Source organism: Paenalcaligenes sp. DL 463 (assembly GCF_057475185.1).
On the sequence record NZ_JBYBKX010000001.1, the window covers coordinates 1,043,961 to 1,066,427 of the forward strand.

Annotated in this window: 25 protein-coding genes and 1 tRNA gene; 11 read left to right on the forward strand and 15 right to left on the reverse strand. The window is 49.9% G+C overall.

Annotated elements, in window-relative coordinates; all coding sequences use genetic code 11:
* Together AC2UZI_RS04835 and AC2UZI_RS04840 are read right to left on the reverse strand one after the other, a co-directional pair.
* Complete coding sequence (locus AC2UZI_RS04835) at window positions 1-1,092, reverse strand: YheT family hydrolase (RefSeq protein ID WP_486942686.1); 1,092 nt, start codon at window positions 1,090-1,092, stop codon at window positions 1-3.
* A 71-nt stretch (window positions 1,093-1,163) separates the two neighbouring features.
* Window positions 1,164-1,373, reverse strand: coding sequence for a zinc-finger domain-containing protein (locus tag AC2UZI_RS04840; protein ID WP_486942687.1), 210 nt, complete (start codon window positions 1,371-1,373; stop codon window positions 1,164-1,166).
* A gap of 230 nt (window positions 1,374-1,603) precedes the next feature.
* Between AC2UZI_RS04840 and AC2UZI_RS04845 the strand changes: the two genes are divergently transcribed.
* The 3 genes from AC2UZI_RS04845 (at window position 1,604) to AC2UZI_RS04855 (ending at window position 4,126) form a co-directional block, all read left to right on the forward strand.
* Complete coding sequence (locus AC2UZI_RS04845; protein WP_486942688.1) at window positions 1,604-2,326, forward strand: AzlC family ABC transporter permease; 723 nt, start codon at window positions 1,604-1,606, stop codon at window positions 2,324-2,326.
* Entirely contained in the window at window positions 2,326-2,661 is a 336-nt protein-coding gene (locus AC2UZI_RS04850) for an AzlD domain-containing protein (protein WP_486943715.1), read from the forward strand. Before AC2UZI_RS04845 ends, AC2UZI_RS04850 begins: the two co-directional genes overlap by 1 nt.
* 112 nt (window positions 2,662-2,773) lie before the next feature.
* Window positions 2,774-4,126: a DEAD/DEAH box helicase gene (locus AC2UZI_RS04855; RefSeq protein WP_486942689.1), complete on the forward strand. Its 1,353-nt coding sequence runs from the start codon at window positions 2,774-2,776 to the stop codon at window positions 4,124-4,126.
* Here AC2UZI_RS04855 and AC2UZI_RS04860 read toward each other — a convergent pair.
* On the reverse strand, window positions 4,103-4,492 hold the full coding sequence (locus AC2UZI_RS04860; protein ID WP_486942690.1) for a thioredoxin family protein: 390 nt from the start codon (window positions 4,490-4,492) through the stop codon (window positions 4,103-4,105). The genes AC2UZI_RS04855 and AC2UZI_RS04860 overlap by 24 nt on opposite strands.
* Before the next feature lie 67 nt (window positions 4,493-4,559).
* On the opposite strand from AC2UZI_RS04860, the gene AC2UZI_RS04865 reads away from it, so the two are divergent.
* The 4 genes from AC2UZI_RS04865 to AC2UZI_RS04880 all read left to right on the forward strand — a co-directional run bounded on the left by AC2UZI_RS04865 (window position 4,560) and on the right by AC2UZI_RS04880 (window position 8,008).
* Window positions 4,560-5,369 (forward strand): EI24 domain-containing protein, encoded by an 810-nt coding sequence (locus AC2UZI_RS04865; RefSeq protein WP_486942691.1) that lies wholly within the window; start codon window positions 4,560-4,562, stop codon window positions 5,367-5,369.
* A gap of 5 nt (window positions 5,370-5,374) precedes the next feature.
* The gene (locus tag AC2UZI_RS04870) at window positions 5,375-6,184 is read left to right on the forward strand and encodes a competence/damage-inducible protein A (protein ID WP_486942692.1); all 810 of its coding nucleotides are present in this window, start codon (window positions 5,375-5,377) and stop codon (window positions 6,182-6,184) included.
* 63 nt (window positions 6,185-6,247) lie between these two features.
* Window positions 6,248-7,048, forward strand: a complete 801-nt coding sequence (locus AC2UZI_RS04875) for an IclR family transcriptional regulator (RefSeq protein ID WP_486942693.1) — start codon at window positions 6,248-6,250, stop codon at window positions 7,046-7,048.
* A 375-nt stretch (window positions 7,049-7,423) separates the two neighbouring features.
* Window positions 7,424-8,008, forward strand: coding sequence for a phasin family protein (locus AC2UZI_RS04880; RefSeq protein ID WP_486942694.1), 585 nt, complete (start codon window positions 7,424-7,426; stop codon window positions 8,006-8,008).
* A gap of 93 nt (window positions 8,009-8,101) precedes the next feature.
* On the opposite strand, the gene AC2UZI_RS04885 is transcribed toward AC2UZI_RS04880, so the two are convergent.
* The 6 genes from AC2UZI_RS04885 to AC2UZI_RS04910 all read right to left on the reverse strand — a co-directional run bounded on the left by AC2UZI_RS04885 (window position 8,102) and on the right by AC2UZI_RS04910 (window position 12,108).
* Window positions 8,102-9,151, reverse strand: coding sequence for a quinone-dependent dihydroorotate dehydrogenase (locus AC2UZI_RS04885; protein WP_486943716.1), 1,050 nt, complete (start codon window positions 9,149-9,151; stop codon window positions 8,102-8,104).
* Between the two features lie 13 nt (window positions 9,152-9,164).
* Entirely contained in the window at window positions 9,165-9,890 is a 726-nt protein-coding gene (locus AC2UZI_RS04890) for an arginyltransferase (RefSeq protein ID WP_486942695.1), read from the reverse strand.
* A 54-nt stretch (window positions 9,891-9,944) separates the two neighbouring features.
* Window positions 9,945-10,688 (reverse strand): leucyl/phenylalanyl-tRNA--protein transferase, encoded by a 744-nt coding sequence (gene aat, locus AC2UZI_RS04895; protein ID WP_486942696.1) that lies wholly within the window; start codon window positions 10,686-10,688, stop codon window positions 9,945-9,947.
* The gene (locus tag AC2UZI_RS04900) at window positions 10,685-11,284 is read right to left on the reverse strand and encodes an NUDIX hydrolase (protein ID WP_486942697.1); all 600 of its coding nucleotides are present in this window, start codon (window positions 11,282-11,284) and stop codon (window positions 10,685-10,687) included. The genes aat and AC2UZI_RS04900 overlap by 4 nt, the downstream gene beginning before the upstream one ends.
* Window positions 11,285-11,302: 18 nt before the next feature.
* Window positions 11,303-11,911 carry a DUF2946 family protein gene (locus AC2UZI_RS04905; RefSeq protein ID WP_486942698.1) on the reverse strand — a complete coding sequence of 203 codons (609 nt, stop codon included), beginning with the start codon at window positions 11,909-11,911 and terminating at the stop codon, window positions 11,303-11,305.
* Window positions 11,912-12,034: 123 nt separating this feature from the next.
* Window positions 12,035-12,108 (reverse strand) — tRNA-Cys (locus AC2UZI_RS04910).
* 348 nt (window positions 12,109-12,456) lie between these two features.
* On the opposite strand from AC2UZI_RS04910, the gene AC2UZI_RS04915 reads away from it, so the two are divergent.
* Window positions 12,457-13,167 carry a peptidoglycan DD-metalloendopeptidase family protein gene (locus AC2UZI_RS04915; RefSeq protein WP_486942699.1) on the forward strand — a complete coding sequence of 237 codons (711 nt, stop codon included), beginning with the start codon at window positions 12,457-12,459 and terminating at the stop codon, window positions 13,165-13,167.
* An 88-nt stretch (window positions 13,168-13,255) separates the two neighbouring features.
* Here the strand turns inward: AC2UZI_RS04915 and pcaF are convergent, their stop codons facing one another.
* The 3 genes from pcaF to AC2UZI_RS04930 are packed head-to-tail and all read right to left on the reverse strand — an operon-like array spanning window position 13,256 to window position 15,796.
* Window positions 13,256-14,458, reverse strand: coding sequence for a 3-oxoadipyl-CoA thiolase (gene pcaF, locus AC2UZI_RS04920; protein ID WP_486942700.1), 1,203 nt, complete (start codon window positions 14,456-14,458; stop codon window positions 13,256-13,258).
* Window positions 14,458-15,120 carry a 3-oxoacid CoA-transferase subunit B gene (locus AC2UZI_RS04925; protein WP_486942701.1) on the reverse strand — a complete coding sequence of 221 codons (663 nt, stop codon included), beginning with the start codon at window positions 15,118-15,120 and terminating at the stop codon, window positions 14,458-14,460. Before AC2UZI_RS04925 ends, pcaF begins: the two co-directional genes overlap by 1 nt.
* Complete coding sequence (locus AC2UZI_RS04930) at window positions 15,107-15,796, reverse strand: 3-oxoacid CoA-transferase subunit A (protein WP_486942702.1); 690 nt, start codon at window positions 15,794-15,796, stop codon at window positions 15,107-15,109. Before AC2UZI_RS04930 ends, AC2UZI_RS04925 begins: the two co-directional genes overlap by 14 nt.
* Before the next feature lie 358 nt (window positions 15,797-16,154).
* Between AC2UZI_RS04930 and AC2UZI_RS04935 the strand changes: the two genes are divergently transcribed.
* Window positions 16,155-16,754 (forward strand): pseudouridine synthase, encoded by a 600-nt coding sequence (locus tag AC2UZI_RS04935; protein WP_486943717.1) that lies wholly within the window; start codon window positions 16,155-16,157, stop codon window positions 16,752-16,754.
* A gap of 56 nt (window positions 16,755-16,810) precedes the next feature.
* Here AC2UZI_RS04935 and AC2UZI_RS04940 read toward each other — a convergent pair whose 3' ends face one another.
* Together AC2UZI_RS04940 and AC2UZI_RS04945 are read right to left on the reverse strand one after the other, a co-directional pair.
* A complete protein-coding gene (locus AC2UZI_RS04940; RefSeq protein WP_486942703.1) occupies window positions 16,811-18,895 on the reverse strand; it encodes a TonB-dependent receptor domain-containing protein in 2,085 nt (694 codons plus the stop codon).
* A gap of 488 nt (window positions 18,896-19,383) precedes the next feature.
* The gene (locus AC2UZI_RS04945) at window positions 19,384-19,563 is read right to left on the reverse strand and encodes a hypothetical protein (RefSeq protein ID WP_486942704.1); all 180 of its coding nucleotides are present in this window, start codon (window positions 19,561-19,563) and stop codon (window positions 19,384-19,386) included.
* Between the two features lie 392 nt (window positions 19,564-19,955).
* On the opposite strand from AC2UZI_RS04945, the gene AC2UZI_RS04950 reads away from it, so the two are divergent.
* Window positions 19,956-20,891: a lactate/malate family dehydrogenase gene (locus tag AC2UZI_RS04950; RefSeq protein WP_486942705.1), complete on the forward strand. Its 936-nt coding sequence runs from the start codon at window positions 19,956-19,958 to the stop codon at window positions 20,889-20,891.
* Complete coding sequence (locus AC2UZI_RS04955; RefSeq protein WP_486942706.1) at window positions 20,848-21,831, forward strand: TIGR03571 family LLM class oxidoreductase; 984 nt, start codon at window positions 20,848-20,850, stop codon at window positions 21,829-21,831. The genes AC2UZI_RS04950 and AC2UZI_RS04955 overlap by 44 nt, the downstream gene beginning before the upstream one ends.
* On the opposite strand, the gene AC2UZI_RS04960 is transcribed toward AC2UZI_RS04955, so the two are convergent.
* On the reverse strand, window positions 21,828-22,385 hold the full coding sequence (locus AC2UZI_RS04960) for a TetR/AcrR family transcriptional regulator (RefSeq protein WP_486942707.1): 558 nt from the start codon (window positions 22,383-22,385) through the stop codon (window positions 21,828-21,830). The genes AC2UZI_RS04955 and AC2UZI_RS04960 overlap by 4 nt on opposite strands.
* Window positions 22,386-22,467 lie beyond the last annotated feature (82 nt).

Below are 22,467 nucleotides of genomic sequence, written 5' to 3' on the forward strand. Positions count from 1 at the left end.
CTATTTTTTTGTCTCAAAGAAATGAGCAAGACGCGAGGGTAACCAGTTGATGTTTCCGGGGAAAGCGCCCGTACTAAAGCCCACATGTCCCCCTTGAGAGGGTTGATGTAATAACACCTGTGAAGAAGCGTCTTGAACGGTAGGAAGCGATTCGACGGGAATAAAAGGGTCGTTCTTGGCGTTAAGAACTAAGGTGGGTACCGTTATCTGATGAAGAAACTGCTTGCTGGACGACTTGCTCCAGTAATCAAGCGCATGCTTAAAACCATGCATGGGCGCCGTGTAGACATCGTCGAAATCACGCAAGGTGCGAGCCTGACCAAGGCGAAGCACATCGATCATTCCGGGGAAACGACGAGATTTATCGAAGATTTTAATCTTCATGCTGCGTAAAAAGTGTGGGCAGTAGACCCATCGCCCTAAGCGTGTTGTAGAGAGGTGTTCTCCGCAGGCGACTAGATCAGTGGGTACAGAAACAGCGGCGCTGGCCGTAAGCCAATCACAATCACTGCCGCCTTCACCTAGGTGTTTCAACATGGCGTTTCCACCTAAGGAAACCCCCGCACAATACCAGCGCGCCTGCGGTAATCGACTACGCACCGTATTGAGGCAAAAGCCGATCTCTTCACTGTCGCCCGAATAATAGGCACGCGCCATGCGATTCGGAAAACCCGAGCATCCACGAAAGTGAACCACTACGACCACCCAGCCCCTTGCTCTAAAGTACTGTGCAATCGCTTGGGCATAATGACTGCGGCTACCCCCCTCCAGACCATGGAAAAGTACCAAGGCTTGGGTATCAGCGCTTTGTGGCAGACTAGCCCAATCGTCATCTTGTAACCATCGGCGAGCGGCGCTTTGATTTAAATGCGCGTCTCGAATGGCGTTGGAGCCATTGGCTAGCCTATCGGCAAAAAGCCCCGGGCCAGTCCAGTCTAGGTCAATAAAGTCGCCATCGGGCGTCTCCACTCGCTCGCGTACGAAAGCAATACGATGGTGCCGAGCAAAATAGGCTGCATAGATGGTCTGTAAATGACCACCTGGCAACCACACTGGAACAGGGCAAGGAGATAAATCGATTTTAGCGGTCACGAATCGATTGAGGCATAGATAGGTAATTAAGTGGGCGAGAAGACGTACACGAGGGGTAGTGAATTCTCGACCTAGTCGTTAGCTGTGGAGGCGGACACCACTTTGTAGGTGGCACTGCAATAAGGACAGCTTGCTGTGCCTGTTTTGCTTGTGTCGATGTACACACGTGGATGCATGCTCCAGACCGGTGATTGGGGGCCGGGGCAATAGACGGGGAGGTTTTCCTCGCGGACTTCGATGATGTCGAATTGGGGAGTATGAGTTTCGCTGGTACTGCTCATTGGATGTCCTGTAACAAACAAGAGGGTTCTTATAGTTGAAGCTCGATTGTAGCAAGCCCATCACAGGAAATGCTTAATAATGCACATTCGTATTCTGTTTTTGTCGCTGTGCAGCAAAGCTGCCATTGTTAGGCGCCCAAGAGTGATTAACTGGGCTACCATTTCAAGCTTGTATTAATCGATAGCGTGAGGTGGGAGCAGTGAAGGGGGGACGCTTTAAGATTGGAGGGTTGGATAGATTACCTACAGCCGAACAACGTCAACACTTTGCGGATGGTGTTAGGGATTTAGCACCCACGCTTGTTGCGACCACTGTTTGGGGGTTTGTTACGGGTATTGCGATGTTGAAGTCGGGCTTAACCGAGTCAATGGCTACCCTAATGACCGTATTGGTGTATGCCGGTTCAGCGCAATTAACGGCCCTTCCTCTTATCGAGTCAGGTGCTCCCTTATGGCTGGTTTTTGCGGCTGGCTTCATTGTGAACATTCGTTTCATTATTTTTAGCGCTGCGCTACAGCCTTTTTTTAGACACCTGTCCTGGCAGAAACGCGTTGCTTTGGGCTACATCACCAGTGATATGGTGTTTGTCTTGTTTATGAGTCGGTATGCGGAAACCACCAAGCGAGAGTCCTCAGAGCATGTTTGGTACTTTCTTGGTGTGGTCGTTACGGGTTGGGTAACATGGCAAATCTCTTCATTGTTGGGGATTTTCTTCGGTTCTTTTATTCCTGACTCTTGGTCGCTTGAATACGCCGCCGTATTAGCGTTGATTGCGATTTTAGTGCCCTTAGTGGCAACGCGTTCTTTACTGACTTGTTTGGTGGTTGCTGGGACGATTGCTTGGGTCGGGCAGTTATTACCCCTGCGTTTAGGGCTGGTGGCTGCGGTGGTCGGCGGAGTCGTGGCTGGCGTGGTAGCTGAACAACTGCAAAGCAAAAGGACCACACCATGATGACGTATTGGCAGTATGATTGGTACCTATTAGGGGCTATTGGGCTGTTAATCGTATGTAGTTTCTTAACACGGGTTAGTTATCTGTTGTTTGGAGATCACTTACCGTTGCCCGATTCAGTGCGTCGAGCACTTCGTTATGCCCCTGTTGCAGCGTTAATTGCTATCATTGTGCCAGAGCTACTGCCTTGGGAAGAGGGTGCACCCCCTGTTTTCGACATGCAAATTGTTGCCGCAGTGGTTGCCGTGCTGGTGTATATGCGTACTCGAAGCACGGTATTGGTCATTGTCTCCGGAATGCTTATGTTTTGGTTGCTTAAGGCGCTTATTGGCTAGCTACGTTATGCAACCTCATCGGTTTTAATTGCAAGGCCGAGTCTGTAAGGCTGCATACCAGCCATCTCGAAAACGCTCGGTAATTGCAAGTATCGAGCTTAAAGCTTTTTCAATGAAAGATAAAAATATCTCTGAAATAACACATAGTTTCGCCGATTTTGGGTTACATCCTGACATCTTGGCGTCGGTGCTAGCGGCTGGTTACAGCTCTCCCACCCCTATTCAAGCTCAAGCATTGCCGCCCGTTATGGATGGGCGCGATGTCATGGGGGCGGCTCAAACAGGCACGGGTAAAACCGCTGCTTTTTCGCTACCTATTTTGCATCGGTTAATGCCGTTGGCCAATAGCAGCGCATCGCCTGCTCGCCACCCAGTCAGGGCCTTGGTGTTGACGCCAACCCGTGAGTTGGCCGTGCAAGTAGCTGACAGTATCGAGTTATACGCTAAAAAAACGCCATTGCGTTCCACGGTGGTTTACGGTGGCGTCGATATTGCACCGCAACGTGACCTTTTACGACGTGGGTGCGAAGTGTTGATCGCTACGCCGGGGCGTTTGCTTGATCATATCGAGCAGCGTAATGTGAATCTGTCGCAAGTCGGAATACTCGTGCTTGACGAAGCGGATCGTATGCTCGATATGGGCTTTATGCCTGACCTCGATCGTATTGTGCGTCTGCTTCCTAAGCAGCGCCAAAGTTTGCTTTTTTCGGCAACGTTTAGCCCTGAAATTCGCAAGTTAGCCTCTAACTTTTTACAGAGCCCCATTAGCTTAGAGGTGGCCGCGCGTAATGCGACCGCCGAGAATGTCAGTCAGATTGCCTATGAGGCAAAAGGTGATGCAAAGCGCGCTGCTGTGCTGCACATCATGAAAACCAAAAAGCTAAGTCAGGTTATTGCCTTTACCAACACCAAAGCTGGGGCTGCCCGTTTGGCACGAGACCTTGAACGTCAAGGCTTAAAAGCGGAATCCATACACGGTAATAAAAGTCAGCTCGAACGCATGAAGGTGCTTGATGCCTTTAAGGCGGATGCCCTTGAAATTCTCGTGGCTACCGATGTGGCTGCGCGTGGTTTGGACGTAGCAGGTGTGCCATGCGTAATTAACGTTGATCTACCTTTTAACCCCGAAGACTATGTGCACCGTATTGGTCGCACCGGACGAGCAGGGGCAAGTGGTGAGGCTATTGCATTGTATGCACCTGAAGAGCTGCACTTACTTGAGGCTGTCGAGAAGTTAATCGGCGCGAAAATCCCGCGGGGCGAGTTACGGGTTCCAACGGCAGGGCGTAATAAACCCGAGCGGCGTCAATCGTCTTACTCGGGTAACCGACAGCAACCCGTCGACGAGTTCTTTCTAAAGCCCTACGAGCCTTCTACTACTGCGGCGCCTACCAAAGGCAACACACGTAACGGCACCCATAAAAAACGTTCGGTTGGCGTATTATTGGGCGGCGGCAGCTACTAACGCTTTAAATTCGCCGGGGCCAACACTGGACTGAACCGGCATTTCGTCTACGTGATCTAACAGGCGTTGCAGATGTTCGATATGCGGTAGCAGGGGACCAAAAAATAGGGTCCCTTTTTTATTTTGTATTAAGAGTGTAGGAAAGTTTTCCACATCCTCATCGCCCAATAACGCTTCGTTTTCTTCTACATCGACCCACACAAAGTGGTGGTGGGGGTATTGGGCTGCAAGTTCGTTAAACGATGCTTGATAGGCGCCACACGTGTTGCACCAAGCCGCACAATAACAAGCTACGATCACGGCTTCGCTTTCTTGCAGTGCGGTATTGAGTTGAGTTAAAGACTCTGGCAGAGTAAATGTCGTCATGTCAGTAAATTAAAACGTAATTGCCTTTATCATAGCGCTGTCTAGTATAAATAAAGCATGTATCACTATGAATGTTTATGGTTTTGCTCAAACTGAAAACAGTATTCAACGCGTAGGCATCGCGTTAAAACGCGCGGTTGTATCGCAGCTACACCCTAAGATGCTTGCGGCGTTGTTATTGCCGCTGCTTGTGGCGTTAGTCGGTGCTTTCGTCTTAGTCTGGTTCTTTTGGACGCCGTTAAGTAATTGGCTGCTTTTGGTGCTAGGGGACGTAGGGCTAATAGAGGCCGTCGATCAGTGGATGGTAGAGGTGGGGTTGTTCTCACTGAAAGCTTACATCGTGCCTATTGTGGTGGCCTTGATCGTCTTACCATCCTCTGGCATTTTAGGTTTGATTGTGGCGGCGGTGTTCGTTATGCCGCTGGCCTTGCAGCATATTCAAAAACGATATCACCCACAACTAAAGCGTTCGGGCGAGTTCTCCACCGTATTAAGCGCAAGCAACGCGTGCTGGGTCGGGCTTTGCTTCGTAATTGGGTGGCTGATTACTCTCCCTTTTTGGTTACTTCCCTTCTTAGGTGTGTTGTTACCGGTGTTTTGGTGGGCCTATGCCTTCACTAAAATCTTGCGTGTGGATTCCATGATCGAACACGCCACCAAAACGGAACGCGTGATTTTGCGTAAGCGCTACAGACGAGATTATTGGATATTGGGTACCATTATGGCCTTATTCAATTTGATTCCTCCAGCGTGGTTAATCATGCCCGTATTTTCAGCACTGGTTTTTGCCCATTTTTCGTTAAGGCAGTTAGCGATGCTTCGTTCAGAGATTCCGGCGACTGATGATACAAACCCCGAGCTTCTTGAAAGGAACTAGCTTGTATGTCTAATTTCGTAGCCGCTGTGCCCGCTATTCGGTTGATTATTATTGGTGATGAGATTTTGTCGGGCCGACGCCAAGACAAGCACTTAACAAGTCTGATCGACATGCTCGCGAAACGAGGTTTGCGCTTGACCTCAGCCGAGATTATTTCTGATGATCCTATTGATATTGTGTCAACATTGAAACGCAGCTTTTCATCCGATGATATCGTGTTCTGCTGTGGTGGAATTGGTGCCACACCCGACGATCAAACCCGTCAATCGGCAGCTAAAGCCTTAGGACTGCCGCTAGTGCTGCACCCCGAGGCCGAGGCGTTAATTACCGAGCGCTGTGCGGATAATGAACGTGCAGGTCAGGGAAGTGCTGATATGAGCCTTCCTGAAAATCAACAGCGTTTACAGATGGGCGTGTTTCCCGAAGGCGCGGAAATCGTTCCCAACAGTTTTAATAAAATCCCGGGTTTCTATATTAAGAATCACACTTTTACGCCCGGATTCCCCGTCATGGCGTGGCCGATGATGGAGTGGACCTTGGACACCCGTTATGCGCAATGGCACGATCGCGAGCCCAGTGTTGAGCAGTCTTTTTTAGTCTTTTCTATGCCCGAGTCTCGTATTACTCCTGCTCTGGAAGAGCTCGAGCTTCGTTGGCCCGGTGTTAAAGCTTTTAGTTTGCCCAGTGTGGGCGAATCAGGCGATCGACCGCATATCGAGCTTGGTGTGAAAGGAGAGGCTCAGCGCTGTGCTCAGGCTCTGGATTTTTTACGTACTGAAGTCATACGTCTTGGTGGTGAGTTGAGTGCCATATAAAACACTTGCTCGAAACGCATATTTTTCATATTATGGAATTGTTGCGCTGCGTCACTTTAACCTATGTCCACTTTAAATACTTCCTCTTCTGCACCCGTCTCACCTTTTGGTCAAGGTCTTATTACCATTCAGGTTTTAGAACGAGCCATGATACTGCTTGACGAGTTGGCTCGGCAGTCTGAACCGGTAGCGCTTAAAGATTTAGCTAAATCCACGGGTTTACACACCTCTACGGCTCATCGCATCCTTAACGATTTGGTGATTGGACGTTACGTAGAGCGAGTCGATAGCGGCTTGTATCGTCTGGGTATGCGCTTGCTTGAGCTAGGTTCTTTGGTGAAAGGCCGATTAAACGTGCGGGCGGTTGCTTTAGAACCCATGCGCGAGCTTCATCGGCTTACGGGTCAAACCGTTAACCTATCGCTACAACAGGCCGATGAGATCGTCTACGTCGAGCGCTCGTGGAGTGAAAACTCGGGTATGCAGGTGGTTCGAGCGATTGGTGGTCATGCCCCTTTGCATTTAACCTCCACCGGTAAGCTGTTTTTATCAGAATGGGAGCCGCGTCAAGTTAGGGCTTATGTGATGCGCACCGGTTTAGCGGGCACCACTCGAAACAGTATTACGCAAGTTGCTGACCTAGAGCGAGAGCTCGCGCTCGTGCGGCGTCATGGCTACGCGCGCGATAACGAAGAGCTAGAGCTGGGCGTACGTTGTATTGCTGCAGGCGTGCATGACGATACGGGTAAGCTGTTGGCGGGGTTATCGCTTTCGGCTCCTGCGGCACGATTGCGTGATGATTGGATCCCTCTGCTGCAGAAAACAGCCCAAGAAATTTCCGAGGCGCTTGGGTACGGAAGCTAGAGCGCAAGGGTGTGGATACGAAAGAAAAGGCGAACTTCACTGAAGTTCGCCTTTTCTTTCGCCTGTCATATTGTTTGATTACTCTAAGGGTGGTGTTAGCGCGTTTTGGCGAAATAACACCGATCCGCAAATACGGGTTCTCGCTGTGCGATGCCCTGGCGTGGTTTTTCTTAAGTTACTGATTATATTGATCTACTTACCAGGTGTTTATCTGTAGGGTTCGGGTCACGGTGACCTTGACCTCTGCTGTTAATACAGTAAAATGGAATTATGTTGCATTGCAGCATTAGGGGTTTGCTCGTAGTGTAGCGTTATCGTTCAGCCTTTATAACCGCTGCTTTAATCCTTGTTTATATTCTTATTAAGAGGTATTTCATGAGCTCACTACAACAACCTTTTCTCGCCAATAATAAGGCGACCTTAGACAATTTATTCGCTGCGCAAAATCGTTTGTTTGCGGGTTTTGAGCAGTTGCTTGACGTTAACATGCAGGTGCTTAAGGCATCGTTAAACGAAATTAACGAAAAAACACAAACGGCAGCCGACGTAAAAGACGCGCAGCAAGTAAATCAATTTGCCATGGGTTTAGTGAAACCCGCGCAAGAGCAGGCAGCTAATTACAGCAAAGACGTGTTTGATATCGTGTCCAGCGTTCAGCGCGATTTAGGTCAGCTGTCCGAAGCACAAATTACTCAAAATCAGCAGCAGCTTAATCAATTTATTGAGCAAGCAGAGAAAAACGCACCGGCGGGTAGCGAGAGCTTTTTCGCACTGTTCAAAGCGGGTTTATTGAACATGACCCACGCTGCAGACAGTATGGTGCGAACATCGCGTCAGTTTGCTGATGTGGCCGAGTCAAACGTGGTGGCCGCAAGTACTGCGGCAGCCAATGCTAGCCAGCAAGCGGCGGGCGCGGTTGAGAAAACCATGGCGCAAACAACAAAAGCAGCAAAAATCTAATTTTTGTATTCAGCTGCACGGATGTCAGATGTCAGTGCAGGTGTAGTAGGTAGTATGAAAAAGCCCCTTAAGTGATGACTTAAGGGGCTTTTTTTAGGAATGCCGGTCTAGTGCATGAATGCAGTCATGTACTAATTGCGGGCCTTGGTAGATCAGGCCGGTATAGAGCTGCACCGTGTTGGCTCCTGCCTCGATTTTTTCTATGGCGTCTTGGGCTGAATTGATGCCGCCCACTCCGATAATAGGGAAGTCTTTGCCCAGTTGTTTGCGTAAGCTACGTATGACCTCTAGGGATAGCGCATGCACGGGCGGACCGGAAAGACCACCTTGCTCTTGCGCATGAGGCAAGCCTTCGACGGAGGCTCGACTTAGCGTGGTGTTCGTAGCAATAACGCCATCGATATCTGTTTGAATGAGCACCTCGGCAATGGTTTTAACTTGCTCTTGGTTCAGATCAGGCGCAATTTTCACGGCAATTGGAACATAGCGCTGATGCTGATCGCTAAGCGCTTTGCGCTTCTCGTTTAGGGTGGCTAATAGGCCCCCAAGCTGGTCTTCACCCTGCAGTTCGCGTAAATTTTGGGTATTAGGCGATGAGATATTGATCGTAATGTAATCGGCATGTTCATACACGCCGGTAAGGCCAATGAGGTAATCGTCCACGGCCGATTCCATCGGGGTTACGGCATTCTTACCGATGTTTAGCCCCAGAATGCCGCCTTGTTGACGCCAATGGTTGTTTTTTACGTTATCGAGAAATTGATTTAGTCCCTGATTATTAAAACCAAAACGATTAATTAGCGATTTGCGCTCGGCTAATCTAAACAGCCGAGGCTGTGGGTTACCGGACTGGGCCAGCGGCGTAACGGTACCCACCTCAATAAACCCAAAGCCCAGCGAGCCTAAGGCATCGATGTAGGCGCCGTTTTTGTCTAAACCTGCGGCCAAACCGACGCGGTTGGCACAAGTCAGGCCCATCAGGCGGTAGGGAGCGGCCGTAGGCGCCTTGGGCATTAACCGTTTAGCAAGCTGGCTTTGGTGCAAGGTATTGAGCCGTTGGAGCGTAAAATCGTGCGCTCGCTCGGCATCCATAGCAAAGAGTAAAGGGCGCACAGCAGCATAGCTTTTAAACAAAAGGGACATAGAGGTAGGTAAGTCAGGGTGCGGGATGGAACCACTTTCCATCTTGCAGCAGTTGGTAAGGGCTAAAACGGGTTTTGTAGGCCATTTTACGACTTTCTTCGATCCAATAGCCCAGATAGAGCCACTCCAGATTCAGGTCCACACACATTTCTATTTGTTTTAGGATGCTATAGGTACCTAGGCTGAGTTTTGAGTCTGGATCGAAAAAAGTGTAGACCGCCGAGATGCCATCTTCAAGTCGATCGATGATTGCGACGATTTTTAGGGTGTTTTTCTCATCTCGAAATTCAATTAGCTTAGAGTCTACATGACTTGAGAGCAAAAACTGAACGTACTGCGACGACGAGTCATCATTCATGCTTGAGCTAGGGTGGCGTTGTCGTTGATATTGCTGATACAGCGCGTAATGCTCGTCATTCCAGTGTAGTGGTGACACCGTAGTGGTTAAGCCCGAAAGACGTTTTAGGGTACGACGATGGCTTTTGTCCGGGCTGAACCGCTTCACATCAATACGAATAGGAACACAGGCCTGACAATGATCGCAATAGGGCTTGTAGGTAAACGCGCCACTGCGTCTAAAACCCTGATTAACAAGTCTTGAGTACGTTTTTGTATCGACCAGATGTGATGGTGCTGCCACCATTGATCGGGCTTGTTTGTGTTCCAGGTAACTGCAGGCGTAACTTGCCGTCGAGTAAAACTGTATCGCTTGAGGCTTGATATCGGTGGGATGGCTCATGCATTCTCCATTACGCCAATACGGGACTGCGTTTGTATATTGATTATGAGAGTGCTAGGCAAAAGGGGCAAGGTGTCCGTCAGCAAGCAACTGGCCTGCATGCCATAAGGGCGATGTCAGTGCATGGCGTTCGGCTAATAATTGGTTAAATTCGCTTCTGGCCATGGGTTTGGCACCCATGCTCGCAAGATGTGGGGTTTCCTGCTGGCAATCAATGTGAGTAATGCGTTGTTTTTTTAAAAACTGAACAAGGTAGTACAGTGCAATCTTGCTGGTATCGCTTTGTGTGGAAAACATGGATTCGCCAAAGAAAAACTGCCCCATGCACACGCCGTATAACCCGCCGACTAATTGTTGATCATTCCAAACCTCCACGCTGTGGGCGTAGCCCTGCTGGTGTAAGTTGAAATAGGCTCGAATAATTTCAGGACTAATCCATGTGCCTTCGTTCTGCATGCGTGTCGCGGCGCACAGCGCTATAACCTGTAAGAAGCGATGATTGGTCAGTACCTTCCAGTTGCCGGTGGGAAGCGTTTCTTGTCGTGCGAGTTGACGACAGCGCTTTGCTAACGAGCGGGATACGTAGAGTTCGTCACAGGCGAGAACCATACGTGGGTCAGGGCTCCACCATAAGATGGGGTCGCCTGGGCTGTACCAGGGAAAGATCCCTTGGCGGTACGCCGTGATCATACGATTGAGGCTGAGATCGCCCCCTATGGCCAGCAACCCGTCTTCTGTGGCGTTCTCAGGATCAGGAAATGGGCTGCTGTTGTCTAAAAAGGCAATGCTGCTTTTCATGCTGTGGCGTTAGTAAAGTCACCTTTAGACAGCGAGTAATGGTGAAGCCCAAAATGACCGCTTTTTAGGTCTGCACAATAGTGTTCTAGGGTGGTTGCGACGGTGTGAAAAGCCAGTTGATCCCAAGGAATATCATCAGGACTAACAAATAAGGTTTCCGAGGTTTCCACGCCCGGGTTGAGTTCGGCGTTGCGCAAATAGCCAAGATAATAAAAATGGATTTGGTTCACGTAGGGTACATTAATGACGGTATAGAGCGGGCCTAAATCTAATTGTGCGCCGGCTTCCTCATCGGTTTCTCGTAACGCGCCTTCGGACGTGGTTTCATTTAACTCCATAAAACCAGCAGGTAAGGTCCATAGGCCATGTCTGGGCTGTATGGCACGCCGACACAGTAATATTTTGCCTTCCCATATGGGTAATACGCCGACCACGTTTCTTGGGTTTTGATAATGCACTGCGCCGCAGTTTTCGCAGACATCGCGGACTCGATTATCGTCGGGCGGAATGATCTGGCTAAGTGGATGGGCGCACTGGCTGCAAAAAGCTTGTGTTCGTGGGACAGGGAAATAGAAGTCGGGTGCAGGCAAAGTCATGAGGAAATGATTAGATCGTTACACGGTAGGAGAGGGTTGTCGGATAAAACCCAGACGTAATGGAAGTTTACTATCTAGAGTAAAACAAAACGGCGCACTCGGGGATGAATCTGACGGGCGAGTCTTCCAGACAAGAGTGGTTGAAGCGAGCACACCGCCATCGTCTTCGGGCAACAAGTCGAGAATATTCGCGCCGCTTGGATTGTGCAAGTATGCGCACACTCGTTCTACATCAGAGCTAGCAATCAAGGCGGGGCCATGTTCGCACTGTACATACAGCTCGCCCAAATCGTTTAACCACCACGATTCAAATGTTGTAATGTGAAGGTCGGTGTGGGTGTATAGCTGCCCCGATGCACTTAAATAGGCAATATAGGGAGCTTTGGCAAGTTGTACGTAGACCCGCTGCGGGCCGTTCTGAAAATACCAGCAGCCGCGTTCGTCTACCGCATAGTTACGCTGTATAAATGCAGTAAGCTTCTCTGAGAGCACGAGGGTTGCCGCTGAGGGTTTGGCATGATCCACGTCGAACAGATGCCATTGGCCACGGGCGGAGAGATAAAGTCGATAGTATATGGCCGGTACGTTTGGCCATTTTTTCATGGCGGCGTTAACGAGTTTATCCACGAGGCAGAATCCTATGTATAGAACACAGTATGCCAATAGTGTAGCGGACAGAAGGGGAGATAACGCGTTCTAGCTAGACTAGACGCAAAAAAGCCGTTTAATTAAAAACGGCTTTTTATAATTTGGAGGCGCAAGCCGGAATCGAACCGACCTACACGGATTTGCAATCCGGTGCATAACCACTCTGCCATTGCGCCTTACTGGTTCGCAGCAACTATTATCTAGGCGCACAACCAAAGAGCAAAACTATAGCTTTAATATGCGATTTTAGCAAGAAGTTTATTCCCTAACCCTTCGTTAATTCGCTATGGACGCTAACGAAGCGCTGAGCGCTCTTGTCGCACGGCTTGAGACAACTACAATATGTTGCATCCCCACGATGCTGTGCTATGTGTCGATAAATCAAGGTCTTAATGGTTTCGGTTTTAACAGCCTTATCTGTGTGGCGATCACTAAGCCTTGGCAAGGCCGAGCAGATGTGTTCAATTATCACTATCTTAGTGCGTGCTGGCCGCTTGCCTTAATGCCTTTTACTTACTGCTTTCATGTTTACGCTACCTTCACTACCGTCTTTGTTTCGTTATCTTGCCCTGTTTTGTCTGGTTGCTGTGTTGGCAGCGTGTTCTAGCACAAAATCGGGTTCGGACGGACAGTACCGCGTGCAACGTGGTGACACCTTAACCAAAATTGCCAGACAACACGGTCAAACGGTGGCCGAGTTAATGCGGGTTAACAATATCAGTAACCCCAACCGTATCCGGGTCGGGCAAATGTTACGCGTGAAAGGGGGTAAAGCGGCTTCAGGTGGTGCGGTAGCAGCGGGTGGGGCAGGTAGTACGACGGCCTTACCGGCGGCACAAGCGTCTACGGCTTCTGTGGCGGCCCCGCGCTCTATTAATTTAGTATGGCCTGCCACCGGGGCTTCTAGACGAGGTGTGTCCGCTTCGCACTCGCAAGGGGTATACATCAGTGGTTCGGCAGGTAGCCCAGTTAAAGCGGCTGCTGCAGGTAAAGTCATTTACTCGGGAAACAGCTTGCGGGGTTATGGCAACATGCTTATCGTCAATCACGATGCGAATTTTTTAAGTGTGTATGCCCACAATCGTAAGCTCTTGGTTTCTGAAGGCCAAAGCGTGAGGCAAGGGCAGAATATTGCCGAAATGGGCGATACCGATAGTAGTGCGGTGCAGCTTTATTTCGAGCTTCGCTATAACGGTAAACCGGTGGATGCTTTACGTTATCTGCCCAAAAAATAGGGTGTGCTAACGATAATCGTTAATGAAAATGGCCTATTAGTGTTTGCTAATAGGCCGTTTTGAAATACACCGCTGATGTGAGTTGCTGCTATACGCGTTCTATAGCGAGGGCGATACCTTGTCCCACCCCAATGCACATCGTACATAGGGCATAGCGCCCTTGTGTGCGTTCGAGTTGATGCAGTGCTGTTGTGACTAAACGCGCGCCGCTGGCCCCCAAGGGGTGGCCTAAAGCAATGGCACCGCCGTTAGGGTTGACGCGGGGATCGTCGTCGGCAATACCCAGTAGTCGTAATACGGCCAGCCCCTGACTTGCAAAAGCCTCGTTTAACTCGATGACATCGAACTGATTTAACGTCATATTAAGTTGGGCGAGCAACTTTTGTGTTGCCGGTGCAGGGCCTATACCCATAATGCGCGGCTCGACGCCAACGCTGGCCATTCCTAATACGCGAGCTCGTTTTTTTAAGCCATACTTCTCGGCGCTGCTTGCATCGGCCAGTAAGAGGGCGACCGCTCCATCATTGATACCCGAAGCATTACCCGCGGTAACCGTCCCGTCAGCCGTCACTACGCCACGTAATTTGGCCAGTGCTTCGAGGCTGGTGCCGCGCAAGTGTTCGTCGTGGGCCACTTCAATGGGGTCGGCGCGACGCTGGGGTACCCATACCGAGGTGATCTCTTCGGCAAATAAACCCGCTTGCTGGGCCTTAGCGGCTTTTTCTTGGCTTCGTAATGCAAAAGCATCTTGGTCGTCACGACTGATGTTGTATTCGGATGCCACCGTCTCGGCGGTTTGGGGCATCGTGTCTACCCCATAAAGGGCTTTTAGCGCAGGGTTAACAAAACGCCAGCCCATGGTGGTGTCTTCCATTTGTTGTGCTCTGGAAAACGCACCGCTAGCTTTGCCCATCACAAAGGGGGCCCGGCTCATGCTTTCTACGCCACCAGCGATAAGTAGCCCAGCCTCGCCAGCACGAATTGCGCGGGCGGCGGTGCCAATTGCATCAAGACCTGAGCCACATAAGCGATTAATGGTGGTACCCGACACGTTTGTTGGCAACCCCGCTAATAACGAGGACATTCTTGAAACGTTACGGTTATCTTCACCGGCTTGATTCGCGCAGCCGTACAACACATCGTCCAGCTTGTCCCACTCGACGTTTGGGTTGCGTTCGATCAGTGCTTTAATGGGTACGGCGCCTAAATCGTCGGCGCGTACCGGTGCTAGTGCACCGCCATATTTACCAAAGGGGGTACGTGTGGCGTCGCAAAGGTAAGCATCAGCCATTAGAGCACTCCTTCACTCACTAGCGGCTCGTAACGCATGGGCACACCACTGAGTTGTTGCAGTTCGTCGAAGTCGATATCAGAGTGTATAGAGCGCACCACCAAACCCGAGTCGGTGACATCAATAACAGCTAAGTCGGTATAGATACGACTGACGCAGCCAATGCCAGTTACGGGATAAGTGCAAGCCTCAACAATCTTGCTCTCGCCTTGCTTAGTCAGGTGCTCGGTCATAACAAAAACCTTTTTAGCGCCCATGGCTAAGTCCATCGCACCACCCACAGCGGGGATGGCATCCGGAGCACCCGTACTCCAGTTCGCTAGATCACCGGCTACCGAAACCTGAAAAGCACCCAGTACGCAGAAGTCGATGTGGCCACCGCGCATCATGGCAAACGAGTCAGCATGATGGAAATACGATCCTCCATCTAATAAGGTGACGTATTGTTTGCCCGCATTGATCAGGTCTTCGTCTTCTTCGCCTTCTGCGGGCTCAGGCCCCATGCCCAGCACGCCATTTTCACTGTGTAGCAGAATTTCACGAGCGGGATCCAAATGGTTGCCCACCATAGTGGGCATCCCGATTCCTAGGTTGACCACAGAGCCTTCTGGAATATCGGCCGCCACCAAAGCAGCCATTTCATTACGACTAAGCTTTTTCATGAGTTTCTCCTGTAGAGCCAATGGCGACCACCCGGTTTACGAACACGCTTGGGGTGATGATATGTTCGGGGTTCATGGCGCCAAGTTCCACGACGTCATTGACTTGTACGATCGTGGTTTTTGCGGCGGTTGCCATAATAGGACCAAAATTACGCGCTGTTTTACGGTAGGTTAAATTTCCCCAGCGATCGGCTTGTTGAGCTTTGATTAATGCAAAATCCGCGTGCAGAGGGCCTTCTAATACATAATGACGACCGTTAATTTCGCGCGTCTCTTTGCCTTCTGCCAATAGCGTGCCATAAGCGGTAGGGGTGAAGAATCCGCCTATACCCGCGCCTGCAGCGCGTATACGTTCGGCTAGGGTTCCTTGTGGTACCAATTCCAGCTCAATTTCCCCTGCGTGGTAGAGCTCGTCAAACACATACGAGTCGCGTTGACGAGGGAAAGAGCAAATGATTTTGTTAACACGTTTCGCTTTGAGAAGCGCTGCCAGCCCCGTATCGCCATTACCCGCGTTATTATTAATAATGGTGAGATCGCGGGCTCCATTATCAATCAGCGCATCAATTAGGTGGGCTGGCATGCCCGCCAATCCAAAGCCACCAATCATAACGGTGGCGCCGTCGTGTACCGGTGCAACAGCTTCGGCTGCTGACTGGTAGATTTTGTTGATCATGTTCGTTCCTCACTAATGGGCTAAATCTGCGATAGTTGTGACAAGGAAATAAAGAATCGCAGTGTTACAGAGCTATATTGGGCAGATTTCACGCCTCAAGCCATGAAAATATAGTAAAGATGGGTCTTATTACTGTCAAAATAAACGTCCACTATATGATATTTATGTTTTAGTCTGTCCGTATAGTGGACGATTTTGGGGTGGTGGGTTCGTGGTTTTTGGGGCTTGCACGTACGGCGGCCAACGGGGTCTTAAGCCGGTACACTGCTCAAGATAGCTATGTTTTTTGGTGAAATTTATGTCTGCAGCGTCTGAGAGAAACCGTGTTCGTCGTTCAGGACAAACACATCGTACGAGAATGCGAACCCCTGCGTTAAGGGCTAAAGGCGTTCAACCATCGGAGTCTGCCAAGCCTTCTGTGTTGATTGTCTTGAATAAGCCTTACGGCGTACTGACACAGTTTAGTGATGAATTGGGTCGAACGACGTTAAAAGACTATGTAAAAGTGCCAGAGGTGTACCCCGCCGGTCGTCTTGATAGTAATAGCGAAGGGTTATTACTTTTAACGAATGATGGACGTCTTCAAGCCCGTATTGCCGAGCCTAAGTATCAAATGCCAAAAACCTATTGGGTGCAGGTGGAGGGCACGCCTAGCCCAGAGCAAGTGGCTCATCTTGAAAAAGGGGTGATGTTGAAAGACGGTCTTACCTTACCCGCCAAAGTGCAAAGGCTTGCGGAACCAACCCTATGGCCACGGACCCCGCCAGTACGTTATCGGGCCGATATCCCCACCTCATGGCTTGCATTGACCATTACCGAGGGAAGAAACCGACAAGTTCGGCGTATGACAGCGGCGGTAGGCCTGCCGACTCTACGACTGGTGCGAGTGAAAATCGGTCCTTGGGACTTGGCTGAGTTGGAACCAGGCGAATGGCGTGAAGATAAACAGCGGCCGTAATGAAAAAGGCCTGTGTCACCACAGGCCTTTTACGTAGATTGCAAACTAACGTTTACTTAGAAATCAACGGTTAGTCCAGCCATGATTTTTCGGCCGTCAAGCACGACACCATAAGTATCGTTGGTGATTTTCTTGTTGGTTACGTTGTAAATACCGGCTTTGAGTTTGGCGTGTTTGTTGACCTGATAAACCATACCGAGATCATATAAAGCATAGCCTGGCGTACCGGATGACATGCTGGTTCGGCCCATATAGTCTGAGGTTTTTCCACGCACTGAGCCTTGTGCCCACAGGTTTAGATTATGGGTGGCGTCCCAATCTAACTGTACGTTCAACATGTGCTTCGGTATTTTATTCAGAGGGCGACCTTTGAACTCTCCCGATTGCTGTTCAGAGCGTGTGAACGTGTAGCTCGTATTAAGGCCCACAGTCGGTAACAGGCGGTAGTCGAACGATGCCTCTACACCTTGCATCATGGCTTTGCTGATGTTGCGGTATGTGCCGACGAATAAATACGTGTTTTCACCAAATGGGCACGACCATGTGGAAGGGTCTTGGCGGTCTGCATTGGGGCTTTCGCAATAGCGGTCTTCGGCGATCTTGTCTTTATATTGGGTATGGAACAGCATGACACTGCTGTTTAGCCCCATGTCTGGATCATTGAAGGCGAAACCCAACTCGTAGCTGGTGCTGGTTTCAGGTTCGAGACTCGGGTTGCCGATATTGATGGCGCGTGAGTGTGGGGCCGGAGATCCACCGCCTCCTGTTGTGGCACCAAAGCCTTCAGTGGCCTGAGTTAGCGAAGGCTGCTTGTAGCCGGTCGAGACCCCCCCTTTGAATGAAAGACGAGGAGAGTGGTGGTAGACACCGTAAAGGCGAGGGGAGAGGTGGCCTCCGAATAATTCGTCTTGGTTGTAACGCAAACCGGTTGTTAGGGTGAAGTCATCACGCAATGCCCACTCGGCCTCGGCAAAAACGGCGCCAATCCAGCGGTTTACATTGGTAACGGCACCTGGCACATTTGCCGATAGTAAGCCGTTAGTTTCATTAGTGAAGTCTTCGTATTTGTATTGTGCGCCGAAGGTGAGCATGTGGCCGGCACCCAGCAGGTAGTTGCCTTGAGTATTTAAGACCGTGATTTTTTCTTTTTTTCTCAAGTCCTGTATTTTTTCTGAAATATCATGCTGTAAGTAGCTGTTAGTCCAGAGGTCGCCGTACTGGCCTTCATGGGTTAGGGTGTAAACGTTCTTTTTGTAATCGTAACTACCCCCCGTATTTGGCTGACCGTTAGAGGCAACCAATGGAACACTCTTGCCGGGCGTGGTCACGGTTTCTTGTTTGGATGCCTGTGCGCCCAGCGTGAACGTATTGGCTTTATTAGGCGTAAAAACTAATTCGGCCCCCCCAGAGCGGCGTTTGGTTTCTGGCCAGCTGGCAGCGCTATCGCCACCCCCTTGGAAATCACTTTCGTCATTACCGCTGTAGGCACCGTTGATTTTTAGACCCAATCGGTCTTGAATCAAAGGCCCGCCCACAAAAAAGTTAGCATTTTGGCCGTCATTGCTAATATCGTTGGCCGATTTGTTGTACTCAACGCTGGCGGTGCCTCCCCAAGCATCCGTTACTTTTCGAGTAATGATGTTAATAACACCGCCCATGGCTTCAGAACCGTAAAGCGAAGACATGGGCCCTCGGATGACTTCAATGCGTTCAATCATCGATAAAGGGGGGAGACCAATTTGCTTACCGCTGTCTTGTCCGTTGGTATTGACCGAGCGACCCGCCGATACGGGGCGACCATCTACCAAATACAAGGTGTAAGACGACGACATACCGCGAATGCTTATGTCTTGTGTGCCCGCTCCGCCCGTTACATACACACCGGGTATGTCTTTGACGGCATCAATGACATCACGGTACGACTTTTTCTCTAGTTCTTCACGCGTCACGACCGAAATACTGGCTGGCGCGTCAATAATTTCTTGCTCATGACCTGCTGCGGTAACCACGACAGACTGTAGCTTCTGAACCGACTGATCAACGTCTTGCGCCAACACGGTGGGTGACGCGCTTAGCATCAATGCGCTGGCTACGGCGAGTGTCAATCGATGCACGTTAAAGTGCACTGCTGCTTCAATCATTCTCTCTTCCCTGATGAGTTATTGATACAGATGTAAAAGGCTCGTTATGAATACGGCTTCGGCTTCAAATTAGTTCGTTATACTACCTGATAACGATAATGATAATGAATCGCAATTAAGTATTGTTACAAGCTAAAGTGAGTTTGCGTCGTATTTTTGTGAAAAAGGGGATGCGCGGTTGCGATGGCGGTGGGTTGCCCAGCATGCGATTTAAGCCTAAAGGAACCGCAGGGGAGATTCGAGGGAAGGTGAGCCCATAAGCGACCATAGAAAAAGCCTGCCTTTGAAGCAAGTCAAAGGCAGGCCTTATACTTTTTTCTCTTAGCGCTCAACGTCTTGAGGCTACAGAGAACTTAAGCTTTTTTCATTGCCTTTTTCAAGGACTTGATTTTGCTTTCGTGTTTCTCGATCTTGGCTTGACGAGCTTTGATTTTTTGCTTGATGGATTTAACGTTTTTGGACATGTTAAGTTCCTTTAAGTGATAGGCTTATTCCGTGGCCTTATGCTTCTTGATGAACGCACGAATGAATTGCCTGATTTCACGAGCGGCAGTGGTATCCAGTTCTTCACAGACCTGAATGAACTGCTCACGCTCTGCGGTGCTGATGCGAATCAGCAATTGACTATCTTTTTTATTGAGCTTTGATTTACTGGGTTTATCAGACATAGGACACACTCAAAAAATAAAACTCAAACCAAAAGATATATACATTGTATATGCGTTTTTAATATGATGAAAATGTTAACGTTGTTGGTCTTACAGCTAGCAGTAGTTCGGCACTAAATCCTTTAGCGGAAGATAAGTGGATCATAAAGCCTTCATCAGTGGTGATTAAATTAGCACCCTATGTAGATGAAGGGTGTGTTGCTGAGTTTACCGCGTGAAGTACAGCGACCAAAAAATAAAGCATGTTATATCTACGCATGGCGTTATTTTTTTGATGGATTAACGTAAATCACTGTTATGGCGTTACGTTAACCAAGCCTTTCAGTTATTTACTGCATGTTGAGGTCATGTGGATTACGCTGGTTTTGACCTAATCACGCTAAGGAGCCGTTATGAAAGTTGGAGTTATTGGAGCTGGGGCGGTAGGCAGTGCTTGTTTGATGTCTTTGGTGACTGGAAACGTTGCTCGTGAGATCGTATTGGTGAATCGTACGCGTAAACGTGCTGAAGGCATGATTACCGATTTGCAATACGGCGCGACATTAGGGCCAGCGGTCAGTCTTTCTGCTGGGGACTATGCCGATTTAGCCGGTGCCGGAGTGGTGATGATTACCGCTGGCGTGAATGAAAAAACGGGTGGGGCTACGGATCGCGATGACGATGCAGGACGCTTGCGCCTATTAGAAGATAACGTCAAAATCTATCAAGATATCATCCCTCAGATTGTTAAAGCAGCGCCAGAAGCGGTGCTGTTGGTCGTCACCGACCCGCCAGACCCGCTTGCCGAGTTGGCACGAAACTTGGCTGGGCACGACAAGGTGGTCAGTAGCGGAACCTTCTTGGATTCACAGCGTTTGCGGTTTCACATCGCTCGGCGCTTAGGTGTGCATGCGAGTGCGGTAGAAGGGCTGGTATTGGGCGAGCACGGGACTTCTCAAGTTGTCATCTGGTCAAGCGTGCGCGTGTGTGGGGTGCCCCTAATGGAGGTGTTGGATTGCAATCAACGACAATGCGAAAACTTTCAAGCAGAGATTGAGGAAGAGGTTCGCCATGCGAACATCACCATTATCGAGGGTACCGGCGCTAGCCAGCTTGGTATCGGGGTGGTCGCAGCACGTTTAGCACGCGCTATCTTGCATGACGAACAATTGGTACTGCCCGTCGGTTCGCATGTGCCCGAGTACGGCACAACGCTTTCTGTTCCAAGTGTAGTGGGTAAGCAAGGGGTGATACGACGTCTGACGCCGCACTTAAGCTCGGATGAAGCGGATCAACTTAAGGAAAGTGCTCGCATTATTTCGCAAGCCTATCAAGACAGTGTTAGCTAATACGCATCCGTTTAACGCCGCGTATCATCAGGTTGTTCAGCCAGAGCGATTAACGCTGGGCATTATGACTCCCTTCAGTAATGTGACGTCCCACATGGCGGACGTCGATGAGTCATTAGCCTTAGCGTCTCTGGCCGATCAATACGGCTTTGCAGCCTTGTGGGCCCGCGATGTACCGTTAATGGTGCCCCAAGGCGCGGACAATGTCGCGAATGCGCTAGATGATCCTTTTTTATGGCTGATGGCCCTGGCCGGCGTGACCCAACATATTGCCTTAGGTGTGGCGGCGATTGTGTCGCCATTAAGGCATCCTTTGCATGTGGCAAAATCTGCATTGACCCTCAATCGCTTAAGTGCAGGACGTTTTATATTGGGCTTAGGGTCCGGGGATAGGCCTGAAGAGTTCGCGGCTTTTGATGCTGATTTGGAAACGCGTAAAGCACAGTTTCGACAACGATGGATGCTAATACGTGCAGCGCTAAGTCCAGATAAGGATCAATACGAATTCTTATTGAAGAATACCGGAGGGTACCCGTTAATGCAGCCGCCTAGTCAGCACGTGCCCATGCTGGTGGTGGGCTCGTCACGTCAATCGGTACAGTGGATTGCGCAGCATGCCGACGCCTGGGCAACTTATCATCGAGAAGAAGACCGCCAACAAAATCGTATTCGGATGTGGCAGCAGGCGCTTGAGCAACGCGCTCAGGGTGAAGCGAAACCGTTCATCCAGTCGTTACAGCTCGATTTGGTGGACGACCCCAAAGCCGACGCTGAGCCTATTAATTTAGGCATGCGTTGTGGGCGTGAGGCACTGATTGCTTACTTACATCGTATCCAACGGCTAGGCGTAGCGCATGTGCTGCTTAATTTGGTAAACAGCCAACGTACGGCGCGTGATGTGGTTGCGGAAATAGGAACCGAAGTATTACCGCTGCTTTAACGAGCGAGATCCGACTTGTGCACACCCTGCCAAAACACACAGAAAATATTCTCGATGGCGTCGTGACGGGCTAAACGACCAGAGCGGATTAGCGTGGCAGCACTGCGAAGTAGCGCTGACATGGACTCAACTAACCATAGCGCGGGCGAATCAATTCGTATTTGGCCCGCATTTTGCCACTGTTGAAACAGAGCGATCATGGACTCACGCAAGGGCTCAGCTCGGGCTTGTACCACTTGATCCGTTTCGTCGTGGTAGGCGTAGGTATATAACTCGGCAATCGGTAATAGCTCGCCAAGCAAGCGTTTAATGGCTTGTTCTGCCACACCTTCATGGGGGCGGGCACGTTCGAATGCCTGCTCGGCACGAATGATGGCGGCTTCAGATATGGCCTGAATCATGACTTCGCGCGTTGAGAAGTGACGGGTCAATGTGGCTCGGCTTATGCCTACAGTTTTTGCTAATTGTTCCATTGATGCGCGAGGGTAATCAGCGAGGGCCGATGCCAAGCTTAATAGCAACTGCTCACGATGGCGAGATCGTGTTCTTACCATGTTGTGCTGCTCCTTAGGGATGACGGTAAAAGTAACGGCTTGGTGACAATAAGAACCGTAATTAAGCTGATGTTACCTTGAG

Excerpts from the sequence above, each read along its gene's own strand:
- AC2UZI_RS04870 (WP_486942692.1), top strand. The coding sequence starts at position 5,375 with ATGTCTAATTTCGTAGCCGCTGTGCCCGCTATTCGGTTGATTATTATT.
- AC2UZI_RS04840 (WP_486942687.1), bottom strand. The coding sequence starts at position 1,373 with ATGAGCAGTACCAGCGAAACTCATACTCCCCAATTCGACATCATCGAA.
- aat (WP_486942696.1), bottom strand. The coding sequence starts at position 10,688 with ATGAAAAGCAGCATTGCCTTTTTAGACAACAGCAGCCCATTTCCTGAT.
- AC2UZI_RS04880 (WP_486942694.1), top strand. The coding sequence starts at position 7,424 with ATGAGCTCACTACAACAACCTTTTCTCGCCAATAATAAGGCGACCTTA.
- AC2UZI_RS04950 (WP_486942705.1), top strand. The coding sequence starts at position 19,956 with ATGAAAGTTGGAGTTATTGGAGCTGGGGCGGTAGGCAGTGCTTGTTTG.
- AC2UZI_RS04945 (WP_486942704.1), bottom strand. The coding sequence starts at position 19,563 with ATGTCTGATAAACCCAGTAAATCAAAGCTCAATAAAAAAGATAGTCAA.
- AC2UZI_RS04930 (WP_486942702.1), bottom strand. The coding sequence starts at position 15,796 with ATGATCAACAAAATCTACCAGTCAGCAGCCGAAGCTGTTGCACCGGTA.
- AC2UZI_RS04860 (WP_486942690.1), bottom strand. The coding sequence starts at position 4,492 with ATGACGACATTTACTCTGCCAGAGTCTTTAACTCAACTCAATACCGCA.
- AC2UZI_RS04875 (WP_486942693.1), top strand. The coding sequence starts at position 6,248 with ATGTCCACTTTAAATACTTCCTCTTCTGCACCCGTCTCACCTTTTGGT.
- AC2UZI_RS04855 (WP_486942689.1), top strand. The coding sequence starts at position 2,774 with ATGAAAGATAAAAATATCTCTGAAATAACACATAGTTTCGCCGATTTT.
- AC2UZI_RS04850 (WP_486943715.1), top strand. The coding sequence starts at position 2,326 with ATGACGTATTGGCAGTATGATTGGTACCTATTAGGGGCTATTGGGCTG.
- pcaF (WP_486942700.1), bottom strand. The coding sequence starts at position 14,458 with ATGGCTGATGCTTACCTTTGCGACGCCACACGTACCCCCTTTGGTAAA.
- AC2UZI_RS04960 (WP_486942707.1), bottom strand. The coding sequence starts at position 22,385 with ATGGTAAGAACACGATCTCGCCATCGTGAGCAGTTGCTATTAAGCTTG.
- AC2UZI_RS04915 (WP_486942699.1), top strand. The coding sequence starts at position 12,457 with ATGTTTACGCTACCTTCACTACCGTCTTTGTTTCGTTATCTTGCCCTG.
- AC2UZI_RS04890 (WP_486942695.1), bottom strand. The coding sequence starts at position 9,890 with ATGAGCCATCCCACCGATATCAAGCCTCAAGCGATACAGTTTTACTCG.
- AC2UZI_RS04925 (WP_486942701.1), bottom strand. The coding sequence starts at position 15,120 with ATGAAAAAGCTTAGTCGTAATGAAATGGCTGCTTTGGTGGCGGCCGAT.
- AC2UZI_RS04940 (WP_486942703.1), bottom strand. The coding sequence starts at position 18,895 with ATGATTGAAGCAGCAGTGCACTTTAACGTGCATCGATTGACACTCGCC.
- AC2UZI_RS04865 (WP_486942691.1), top strand. The coding sequence starts at position 4,560 with ATGAATGTTTATGGTTTTGCTCAAACTGAAAACAGTATTCAACGCGTA.
- AC2UZI_RS04885 (WP_486943716.1), bottom strand. The coding sequence starts at position 9,151 with ATGTCCCTTTTGTTTAAAAGCTATGCTGCTGTGCGCCCTTTACTCTTT.
- AC2UZI_RS04900 (WP_486942697.1), bottom strand. The coding sequence starts at position 11,284 with ATGACTTTGCCTGCACCCGACTTCTATTTCCCTGTCCCACGAACACAA.
- AC2UZI_RS04935 (WP_486943717.1), top strand. The coding sequence starts at position 16,155 with ATGCGAACCCCTGCGTTAAGGGCTAAAGGCGTTCAACCATCGGAGTCT.